Raw genomic sequence first — 9,550 nt, 5'->3', positions numbered from 1 at the left:
CCGTTCCCCCGTGAGTCCCCCCCACGTGGGCGTCAACCACCGTCATGTACCCGGCGTGCTGACGCCCGGTGCCGCGAGCGCACCCCCGCATGCTCACAGCACCGGTCTTCTCCGTACCCTTCGCGACGTCGTGGAGACGCGTGACAACTGCGCTAGTCCTGGTGCTGTGCAGCGTGTTCATCTCGCGCCCCCCGTCGTGGAGTTCCGGTCTTCTGTGGTTCGTCGGCCCCGCCCTCCGATCCCCCGGAGCGGCGCCTCCTTGCCTGTGCCGAAAAGCTTGCCGAGCCCACTTCATGGCCGTGTCCGCCGACTGTCACAGACCTGTCACAGGGGTCTTCCTCAGCCGGAGCACAGCCGGATCGCTGCCGGATCACAGAGAAGAGCGGTACGGCTACGCAGACGGAGGCTGGGGAAGGGATCCTGTGCGGGTGACGGGCAGGAGCCGGCCAACAGTCGAAAGAGCACCGTGCCATGGGCCAGAATGTGCCCGTGCCTTCCCTGTTGCTGATCGAGGACGACGACGCCATCCGCACGGCCCTGGAGCTCTCACTGACGCGCCAGGGGCACCGTGTCGCCACCGCCGCCAGCGGCGAGGATGGTCTCAAGCTGCTGCGCGAACAGCGGCCGGATCTGATCGTTTTGGATGTGATGCTGCCCGGTATCGACGGCTTCGAGGTGTGTCGTCGGATTCGGCGCACCGACCAGCTGCCGATCATCCTGCTGACGGCGCGCAGCGACGACATCGACGTCGTGGTCGGGCTGGAGTCCGGCGCCGACGACTACGTGGTGAAGCCCGTGCAGGGGCGGGTGCTGGACGCCCGCATCCGGGCCGTGCTGCGCCGCGGCGAGCGCGAGGCCAACGACGCGGCGGCGTTCGGCAGCCTGGTCATCGACCGGGCCGCGATGACGGTGACCAAGAACGGCGAGGACCTCCAGCTCACCCCGACCGAGCTGCGGCTCCTGCTGGAGCTCAGCCGGCGGCCCGGGCAGGCGCTGTCCCGCCAGCAGCTGCTGCGGCTGGTCTGGGAGCACGACTACCTCGGTGACTCGCGGCTCGTCGACGCGTGCGTGCAGCGACTGCGCGCCAAGGTCGAGGACGTGCCGTCGTCGCCGACCCTGATCCGTACGGTCCGTGGTGTCGGCTACCGGCTGGACACGCCTTCGTGACTGATCAGCAAGGGGGGGCCCGCGGCTGGTCCGCGGCCCGCAAGGCGGTGTCGTCCGGACTGCGCTTCACGAGTCTGCGGCTGCGGCTGGTCGTGGTGTTCGGGCTCGTGGCGCTCACGGCCGCGGTGTCGGCGTCCGGGATCGCGTACTGGCTCAACCGCGAGGCCGTGCTGACGCGCGCGCAGGACGCCGCGCTGGACGACTTCGAGCGCGAGATGCAGAGCCACGCCAGCACGCTGCCGGTGCATCCCTCGGCGGGGCAACTGGCCTACGCGGCACGACAGATGGGCGACGACGGCCAGCGGTTCAGCGTGCTGCTGATCACCGAGGGCGCGGACGGCGGGACCGTGCAGGGCAGCTCGGGCAAGTCGGCGCTGGACGACTTCACCGTGCGGGACGTGCCGGAGTCCCTGCGCAAGGCCGTGGCCAAGAAGCAGGAGACCTCCGCCGGCAACAAGAGCGAGTACCACCTGTACTGGCAGCGGGTCATCGACGGTGACACGCCGTACCTGGTGGGCGGTGCCAAGGTGATCGGCGGCGGCCCGACCGGCTACATGCTCAAGTCGCTGGAGCAGGAAGCGAAGGACATCAACTCGCTCGCCTGGTCGCTGGGCATCGCGACGGGTCTCGCCCTGATCGGCTCGGCGCTGCTCGCCCAGGCCGCCGCGACGACCGTACTGAAGCCGGTGCAACGCCTGGGTGTCGCGGCCGGACGGCTCGGCGAGGGCAAGCTCGACACCCGGCTCCGCGTCTCCGGCACGGACGAACTGGCCGATCTCTCCCGGACGTTCAACCGCGCGGCGGAGTCCCTGGAGAAACAGGTCGCCGACATGAGCGCCCGCGAGGAGGCGTCCCGTCGCTTCGTGGCGGACATGTCCCACGAGCTGCGCACACCTCTGACGGCGATCACCGCCGTGACGGAGGTGCTGGAGGAGGAGCTGGACGCGGAGACGGGCAGCGTCGACCCGATGATCGAGCCGGCCGTACGCCTCGTGGTCAGCGAGACGCGCCGCCTGAACGACCTGGTCGAGAACCTCATGGAGGTCACCCGCTTCGACGCGGGCACGGCCAGGCTGGTGCTGGACGACGTGGACATCGCCGACCAGATCACGGCGTGCATCGACGCGCGTGCGTGGCTGGACGCGGTGGACCTGGACGCCGAGCGCGGCATCATCATCCGCCTCGACCCGCGCCGCCTGGACGTGATCCTCGCCAACCTGATCGGCAACGCGCTCAAGCACGGCGGTTCGCCGGTACGGGTCTCGGTCCGCGAGGAGGGCGACGACCTGGTCATCGACGTCCAGGACCACGGGCCGGGCATCCCCGAGGACGTCCTCCCCCACGTCTTCGACCGCTTCTACAAGGCGAGCGCCTCCCGCCCCCGCTCCGAGGGCAGCGGTCTGGGCCTGTCCATCGCTCTGGAGAACGCCCACATCCACGGCGGCGAGATCACCGCGGCGAACTCCCCCAAGGGCGGCGCCGTCTTCACCTTCCGCCTCCCCCGGGACGCCTCCCCTCTGATCACAGAGCTCCAGCCCGACGCCACGGAGGGGAACGGCGGATGACGTCAGGGATAGCCGGGCGCCGCCTCCGGTCGACCGCGGGTTCCCGGGAGCTCGCTGGTCCAAGGGGGGCGGCTCGGTCGTGGCTCGCGGTGGGGGTGCTGGCGGCCGTGCTCACAGGGTGCGGGATCCGGTCCACGCAGGTGCCGACGGACTTCGGGCCCGCCCCGTCGCGGGTGCCGTGCACGCTGACGGACACCGACATCGCCCCGCGGACCGCACCGGGGATCCCGGTGCAGGTCTTCCTGCTCTGTTCCGGTCAGCTGGCCGCGGTCGGCCGTTCCGTGAGCCTCCCCGAGGGCGCCCTGGATGCCCAGCGGCGCGTCCTCGTGGCGCAGGGGCTGCTCGACGAGCTCTCCGAGCGGCCCTCCGCCGCCGAGGACCAGGCCGGGTACGACACGGACGTCCGGACCGGTCTGCGGGTGAACGGTCCGCGGCCGGACGACCCGGAGGACGCACTGCGGCTGTCCACGGCCCCCGAGCAGCTGCCCGAGTACGCCCTCGCCCAGATCGTGTGCACCTTCGCCGACTCGGCGGCGGCCGAGGGCGACGGCTCGGTGGTCCTCGGCGGCCCCTCGGGCAGCGAGCCGTTCCGACGCTACGAGTGCACCACGGAGGTCCGCTCCGACCCGGGAGCCGAGAAACCACCGTCGTCGGAGGTCGAGACGTCCTGAGGGGCGTGTCGAGACGTCCTGAGGGGCGCGGAGGGGGCGCCACGGCCGTCGTGTGGCGCATCCCTCACCCGCCCGCGCCAAGTGGGGCGCCCACGCGGAACCGATCGTGCCGGGGGGCGCGTCTTGGGTGGCGTGCAGCGTCAAGGTTCGAACGGCGGAAGCGCCGGGATCCGCGTCCGTGTGACAGGAGGTGTCCTCCTCGTCGCACACCTCGCGCTCGTCGCCTGGATCACGCTGCGCCCGCTGGACGTTCCCTGGGTGAGCGCCGCCAATCTGCGGCCGTTCGCCGGGATCAGAGCCGATCTGGCGCTGGGATGGCAGGAGGCGGCCCGCCGCATCGGCGAGGGTCTCGCCCTCCTCGCGCCCCTGGGTGTCCTGCTGCCGATGGCGGACGGCAGGCTCGCCGTGTCCCCGCTCGCCTCCCTCGCCCGTACGGTCGCCGCCGGCGCCCTGCTCTCGCTGGGCATCGAGCTGCTGCAGACCGGGGTGCCGGGCCAGGTCGTCGACATCGACTCGATACTGCTGAACATGCTCGGTGTGGCCCTCGTCCACCTCGCGGTCGTCCCCGTCGTACGGGCACGGCTGCGCCGCAGGGCCGAGACCCTGCACCGGGCCGCCCTCCCCAGGGAGGAAGCGCCTCAGGGGCGCACCCCGACGATTCCCAGGGTCGGAATAGCTCCATAGAGTGACGCTTCGTCCGCTTCGTCGCCGTAGCGTTGAGGGTGTTGAGGACGACGGGGCCGCCACCGGGGAGGCCTCGGTCCACGGTTGACGAAGGAGCCTTCATGAGCCGCCTTGCCCGCCCCACCGACGGCCGGATGATTGGCGGAGTGTGCGCAGCGCTGGCCAGGCGCTTCGGCACCTCCGCGACCACGATGCGCGTGATCTTCCTGGTGTCGTGCCTGCTTCCCGGCCCGCAGTTCCTGCTCTACATAGCCCTGTGGATCCTGCTTCCCTCGGAGGACAAGGCCCGCACGGCATGGTGACCGGCACCGACCGGTGACCGGCACGGCGATGGGGCGCACCCACCGAGGGTGCGCCCCATACGCGTCCCGCGCGGTCTAGTAAGCTGCCTGGCGTGCGTTGCGAGAACCAAGCGCGTACGCCGTGCTGATCGAGAACCAAGACAGCACATGCACCTCCAGGCTTTGCGGTACAAACCGGGCTGGTTTCAACCCGGCTGGTGTTGATCGTGGAAGACCTGTTGGGTCGCTGACCCGCAGGCGGCGTGAGCCAGGAATCCCCCTGCTTCAGCTGGGGGAGGATTCAAATCCGTCACTTGCCCTTGCCCTTGGCCTTCGCCTTGGCCTTGCCGCTGTCCTTGGCCTTGCCCGACAGGTCCTGCAGCGGCAGACCGCCGAGCAGCCCGGCGGCGGGGTTGGTCGGACCGCCGGTGAGCACCTTGTCGGTGGTGGGCTGCGCCGACTCCAGACCGGCGCCGAGGGCCGACTGCCCCTGGGTGAGCACCCCACCGGCACTCGGCAGCGCCTTGGTGACGCTCCCCGCCGTCCGGGTGGCGTCCGGCGCGGCCGGGGCGGCGTTCGCGACGCCCGCGCCCGCGGCGGCGATGGCGGCACCGAGGGCGGCGACTCCGAGGGTCTTGGCAGCAGACTGCTTCATGTGTGATGCGTCCTTGAATGCGTGAGTACGGGGATGTGAGCGGTCCCGAAACGTAAACACCGACGACCAGGACGTGGCAAACATGGAAAAGCGGCCGGGTCGTCGCGACCCGGCCGTTTCCCGAAACCGTCGATCAGCCCTCGTTCTCCACAGAACCGCTGGTCGAAGCGGTCTGGCGGAACAGCCATTCGGACTTCAACTCGGCATATCCGGGCTTGATGACGTCATTGATCATCGCCAGTCGTTCATCGAAAGGAATGAACGCCGACTTCATCGCATTGACCGAGAACCACTGCATGTCGTCGAGTGTGTAGCCGAAGGCGTCGACCAGGTGCTCGAATTCCCGGCTCATACTGGTGCCGGACATCAGGCGGTTGTCCGTGTTCACGGTCGCCCGGAAGTGCAGGCTGCGCAGGAGTCCGATCGGATGCTCGGCGTACGAGTCGGCGGCGCCGGTCTGGAGGTTGGAGCTCGGGCACAGCTCCAACGGGACGCGCTTGTCGCGGACGTACGAGGCGAGCCGGCCGAGCTTCACCGAGCCGTCCTCGTGCACCTGGATGTCGTCGATGATCCGTACGCCGTGGCCGAGCCGGTCGGCACCGCACCACTGCAGGGCCTGCCAGATGGAGGGCAGCCCGAATGCCTCACCGGCGTGGATGGTGAAGTGGTTGTTCTCGCGCTTGAGGTACTCGAAGGCGTCGAGGTGACGGGTGGGCGGGAAGCCGGCCTCGGCACCCGCGATGTCGAAGCCGACGACACCGAGGTCGCGGTAGCGGTTGGCGAGTTCGGCGATCTCCAGGGCGCGGGCCGCGTGGCGCATGGCGGTGAGCAGGGCGCCGACGCGGATGCGGTGACCGTTGGCCTTGGCGCGCTGCTCCCCTTCCCGGAAACCCTCGTTGACGGCCTCGACGACCTCTTCGAGGCTGAGCCCTGCCTCCAGGTGCTGTTCGGGGGCGTAGCGCACCTCGGCGTAGACGACCCCGTCCTCGGCGAGGTCCTCGGCGCACTCGGCGGCGACACGGACGAGCGCCTCGCGGGTCTGCATGACGGCACAGGTGTGGGCGAAGGTCTCCAGGTACCGCTCCAGGGAACCGGAGTCGGCGGCCTCGCGGAACCAGACGCCGAGTTTGTCGGGGTCGGTCTCCGGAAGGCCCGTGTAGCCCGTGGCGTGGGCGAGGTCGACGATCGTGCCGGGGCGCAGCCCGCCGTCGAGGTGGTCGTGCAGCAGAACCTTGGGCGCCCGGCGGATCTGGTCCGAGTTCGGGGTGGCACCGGTCTGGGCAGTCTTGCTCGTCATCTCCGCACTGTAACGCCTACGCGCGTAGAACACCTGTGAAGAAGATCTGCCGATACCCAACGGTGACCGTGCCGACAGGTGGTGTACACCGTGCCTTCTGACACTGTTCTGTCATGGCACAGCAAGCAACGCCGTTGCGCGGACCCAGACTTGGGCGGGTCATGGGGCCGGAGCCGTCGTCCGTGAGCGGGGTCGTGCTGCTCCTCCCGGGTGGCGACGAGATCTCGGAGCGCAGGCCCTCCCCGATGATGGCGGCGGCCTCCGTACGCACCCTCGGCCGCCGGCTCGCCCGCGCCGGGCGCGACGACGGGCTGGTCGCGCACGTGGTGCACTACCGCTACCGCGGCTGGAACGGCAGCGAGGCCCACCTCGCGCACGACGCCTCCTGGGCCGCCGACGAGGTCGTACGGCGCTACGGGGACGTCCCGGTCTGCCTGGCCGGAGTGGACATGGGCGGGCGGGCGGCGCTGCACGCGGGCGGGCACGCGGCCGTCAACTCGGTCCTCGCGATCGCCCCCTGGCTGCCCGAGGACGACGTGGCCGCGCCACCCGAACCGGTGAAGCAGCTCGTCGGCCGGCAGGTCATGATCGTGCACGGGACCAACGACCAGCGCACGGACCCGGAGCTGTCGTTCCGGCTCGCGGCGCGGGCGAAGAAGGCCAACCGGGACATCTGCCGGTTCGAGGTGCACTCCGACGGGCACGGGTTGCATCAGTTCCGGGACGAGGTGCATGCGCTGGCGGAGGACTTCGTGATGGGGACGTTGTTCGGGCGGGGGTTCGCCCGGCCTGTGGAGGACGCGTTGGCGGCTCCGCCGCCGTTGGGGTTGCGTATGCCGTTGGCCTCCGGCTTTGGGGGGTCCCGCTCTCGGAGGGGTGGCTGAGGTTTTTTGCGCGGCTGCGGGTTGGGGGTGGCTTGTCGCGCCCACGCGGCGGAGCCGCAAATTGAATACAGCCCCGCGCCCCTGACGAGATGTGCGCGCCCTTAGTCCGGCAGTAGACGGCCCCTTCGTGACAGCAAGAACCTTTTGAAGGCCGCCACCGGGGGTGTGTCCGGGTGGCCCTCCAGCCAGGCGACGCCTATTTCGCGGGCCGCTCGGGGGGTTGTGACCGTCAGTTCGGCCACTCCTGGGCGGGGTACGGCCGGTGGGGGCAGGAGGGCGACGCCGAGGCCGGCGGCGACCAGGCCGCGCAGGGTCTCGGCCTCCTCGCCCTCGAAGGCGATGCGGGGCTTGAAGCCCGCCTGGCCGCACAGGTCGTCGGTGATGCGGCGCATGCCGTAGCCGGGTTCGAGGGTCACGAACGTCTCGTCGGCGGCCTCGGCGAGGCGGACACGCTTGCGGGAGGCGAGGCGGTGGTCGGCCGGGACGACGAGGCGCAGCTTCTGTTCGTCGAGGCGGCGGGCGACGAGGTCGGGCGCGTCCGGGACGGGGGACGTCAGGCACAGGTCCAGCTCTCCGGCCCGTAGCCGTTCGATCATGGCCTCGCCGTAGTTCTGGACGAGGCTGAAGCGGACGCGCGGATGGTCCGCGCGGAAGGCGCGGATGAGCGCCGGGACCGTTTCCGAGCCCATGGTGTGCAGGAAGCCGAAGGCGACCTTGCCGGTGGTGGGGTCGGCGTCGGCGCGGACCTCGTCGGCGGCGCGTTCGATCTCGGCGAGCGCGCGCTCGACGGAGCCGAGGAAGGTGCGTCCGGCGGGGGTGAGGGAGACCGTGCGGCCCCGGCGGGCGAACAGGTCGACGCCCAGGTCCTGTTCGAGTCGGACCATGGCCCGGGACAGCGTCGACTGCGGGACCCGCATCTCGTGCGCGGCGCGGGTGACGTGCTCGGTTCGGGCGACCCCGGCGAAGTACGCGAGGCGCGGGGCGAGCAGTCTCACGAGGGCGTCGCTGTCTTCTGTGTCACTGGACGGTGACAGGTGAGCTTCTGACCTCTGCTGATGCACCATGGGAACGATTATGGGGGTTCCATGCATTGGACGGATGAGTGGTGGGTCCGTACGTTCGAGGCATGCCTTCCGTCAGTACCGAGGCGTCCACCAGCGTGGGCGCCGGATCGACCGTCCCCGCTGCCGCGTCTGCCTCGGCTTCCGCGTCCGCTTCTTCTTCCTCTGCCTCTTCCGACTCCCGTATGGCTCCGGGTGGGCCCGGCTACCGCCGGATGAGTCTGGCCCTGTTCCTGGCGGGTGTCGCGACCTTCGCACTTCTCTACTCCACGCAGGCGCTTCTGCCGCTGATCTCCGGCGACCTCGGGGTGACCGCGAGCGCGGCGAGCTGGACGGTGTCGGCGGCCACGGGTGGGCTGGCTCTGTTCGTTCTCCCGATGAGCGCGCTCTCGGAGCGGTTCGGGCGGCGTGCGGTGATGACGGCGTCGCTGGCGGTCGCGGTGACCGTCGGACTGCTGGTTCCCTTCGCCCCGAACCTGGGTGCCCTGGTGGCGCTGCGGGCGGTGCAGGGCGCGGCGCTCGCGGGGCTGCCGGCGTCGGCGACGGCGTACCTGGCGGAGGAGGTCCGCCCGAAGGCCCTCATCACCGCGATCGGTCTGTTCGTCGCGGGCAACAGTGTCGGCGGCATGAGCGGCCGGGTCATCACCGGCTGGGTCGCGCAGGAGTGGGGCTGGCGGGCCGCGGTCGGGGCGATCGGTGTCCTGGCGGTGGGGTGCGCGGTGGCCTTCCGGCTGCTGCTGCCGGCGCCGAGGCACTTCACCGCGGGTTCGCTGCGGCCGCGGGTGCTGGCCCGTACGGTGCGTGACCACCTCGCGAACCCGCTGCTGCGCCGGCTGTACGCGATCGGTGCGCTGTTCATGACGGTGTTCGGCGGGGTCTACACGGTGATCGGTTACCGCCTGACCGAGGCTCCCTTCTCGCTCCCGCAGGGCATCGTGGGCTCGATCTTCCTGGTGTACCTGGTGGGTACGGTGTCGGCCTCGACGGCCGGGAAGCTGGTGGCGCGGCTGGGGCGGCGCGGGGCGCTGTACCTGGCGGGCGGGACGACGACGGCGGGGCTGCTGCTGACCCTGGCCGACGCGCTGCCGCTGGTGCTGGTCGGTCTGGTCCTGATCACGGCGGGCTTCTTCGCGGGGCACGCGGTGGCGTCCTCCTCGGTGAGCCACACCGCCAAGAGCGGGCGCGCGCAGGCTTCGGCTCTCTACCAGTCCGCGTACTACGTCGGGTCCAGTGCCGGGAGCACGATCGGTGCGGTGGCGTTCCACGCCGGGGGCTGGGGCGGGAC

General features: G+C 70.7%; 10 protein-coding genes and 1 pseudogene. 7 read left to right on the top strand and 4 right to left on the bottom strand.

Translation table 11 applies throughout. From position 1 onward, the window contains the following. Window positions 1–181: pseudogene (locus FNH08_RS52455) on the bottom strand (SigE family RNA polymerase sigma factor); the annotation flags it as partial. A gap of 308 nt (window positions 182–489) precedes the next feature. On the opposite strand from FNH08_RS52455, the gene afsQ1 reads away from it, so the two are divergent. The 5 genes from afsQ1 (at window position 490) to FNH08_RS35155 (ending at window position 4,389) form a co-directional block, all read left to right on the top strand. Then, on the top strand, window positions 490–1,167 hold the full coding sequence (gene afsQ1 / locus FNH08_RS35175) for a two-component system response regulator AfsQ1 (protein ID WP_322726009.1): 678 nt from the start codon (window positions 490–492) through the stop codon (window positions 1,165–1,167). After that, window positions 1,164–2,732: a HAMP domain-containing sensor histidine kinase gene (locus FNH08_RS35170; RefSeq protein WP_322726008.1), complete on the top strand. Its 1,569-nt coding sequence runs from the start codon at window positions 1,164–1,166 to the stop codon at window positions 2,730–2,732. Before afsQ1 ends, FNH08_RS35170 begins: the two co-directional genes overlap by 4 nt. Before the next feature lie 140 nt (window positions 2,733–2,872). After that, window positions 2,873–3,403, top strand: coding sequence for a hypothetical protein (locus FNH08_RS35165; protein WP_322726007.1), 531 nt, complete (start codon window positions 2,873–2,875; stop codon window positions 3,401–3,403). Between the two features lie 132 nt (window positions 3,404–3,535). Next, complete coding sequence (locus tag FNH08_RS35160) at window positions 3,536–4,087, top strand: VanZ family protein (RefSeq protein WP_322726006.1); 552 nt, start codon at window positions 3,536–3,538, stop codon at window positions 4,085–4,087. A 101-nt stretch (window positions 4,088–4,188) separates the two neighbouring features. Further along, on the top strand, window positions 4,189–4,389 hold the full coding sequence (locus tag FNH08_RS35155) for a PspC domain-containing protein (RefSeq protein WP_152775580.1): 201 nt from the start codon (window positions 4,189–4,191) through the stop codon (window positions 4,387–4,389). Window positions 4,390–4,678: 289 nt separating this feature from the next. Here FNH08_RS35155 and FNH08_RS35150 read toward each other — a convergent pair whose 3' ends face one another. Together FNH08_RS35150 and FNH08_RS35145 are read right to left on the bottom strand one after the other, a co-directional pair. Next, window positions 4,679–5,023 (bottom strand): ATP-binding protein, encoded by a 345-nt coding sequence (locus FNH08_RS35150; protein WP_152775579.1) that lies wholly within the window; start codon window positions 5,021–5,023, stop codon window positions 4,679–4,681. Window positions 5,024–5,156: 133 nt separating this feature from the next. Continuing rightward, a complete protein-coding gene (locus FNH08_RS35145) occupies window positions 5,157–6,320 on the bottom strand; it encodes an adenosine deaminase (protein ID WP_152775578.1) in 1,164 nt (387 codons plus the stop codon). A gap of 113 nt (window positions 6,321–6,433) precedes the next feature. Between FNH08_RS35145 and FNH08_RS35140 the strand changes: the two genes are divergently transcribed. Next, window positions 6,434–7,204: an alpha/beta hydrolase family protein gene (locus tag FNH08_RS35140; protein ID WP_152775577.1), complete on the top strand. Its 771-nt coding sequence runs from the start codon at window positions 6,434–6,436 to the stop codon at window positions 7,202–7,204. Between the two features lie 101 nt (window positions 7,205–7,305). Here the strand turns inward: FNH08_RS35140 and FNH08_RS35135 are convergent, their stop codons facing one another. Continuing rightward, a complete protein-coding gene (locus tag FNH08_RS35135; RefSeq protein ID WP_152775576.1) occupies window positions 7,306–8,268 on the bottom strand; it encodes a LysR family transcriptional regulator in 963 nt (320 codons plus the stop codon). Between the two features lie 62 nt (window positions 8,269–8,330). On the opposite strand from FNH08_RS35135, the gene FNH08_RS35130 reads away from it, so the two are divergent. Further along, window positions 8,331–9,550 (top strand): MFS transporter (locus FNH08_RS35130; protein WP_152775575.1); only part of this gene is annotated, 1,220 nt, incomplete at its 3' end.

This window comes from Streptomyces spongiae (genome assembly GCF_009377185.1).
Classification (GTDB): domain Bacteria; phylum Actinomycetota; class Actinomycetes; order Streptomycetales; family Streptomycetaceae; genus Streptomyces; species Streptomyces spongiae.
Note: the sequence above shows the minus strand (reverse complement) of the source record. Positions and strands in the feature narration are given on the sequence as shown.

What these genes read in the sequence shown, in the direction of transcription:
- FNH08_RS35140 (WP_152775577.1), top strand. Translation starts at nt 6,434, where the DNA reads ATGGCACAGCAAGCAACGCCGTTGCGCGGACCCAGACTTGGGCGGGTC.
- FNH08_RS35135 (WP_152775576.1), bottom strand. Translation starts at nt 8,268, where the DNA reads ATGGTGCATCAGCAGAGGTCAGAAGCTCACCTGTCACCGTCCAGTGAC.
- FNH08_RS35145 (WP_152775578.1), bottom strand. Translation starts at nt 6,320, where the DNA reads ATGACGAGCAAGACTGCCCAGACCGGTGCCACCCCGAACTCGGACCAG.
- FNH08_RS35150 (WP_152775579.1), bottom strand. Translation starts at nt 5,023, where the DNA reads ATGAAGCAGTCTGCTGCCAAGACCCTCGGAGTCGCCGCCCTCGGTGCC.
- FNH08_RS35155 (WP_152775580.1), top strand. Translation starts at nt 4,189, where the DNA reads ATGAGCCGCCTTGCCCGCCCCACCGACGGCCGGATGATTGGCGGAGTG.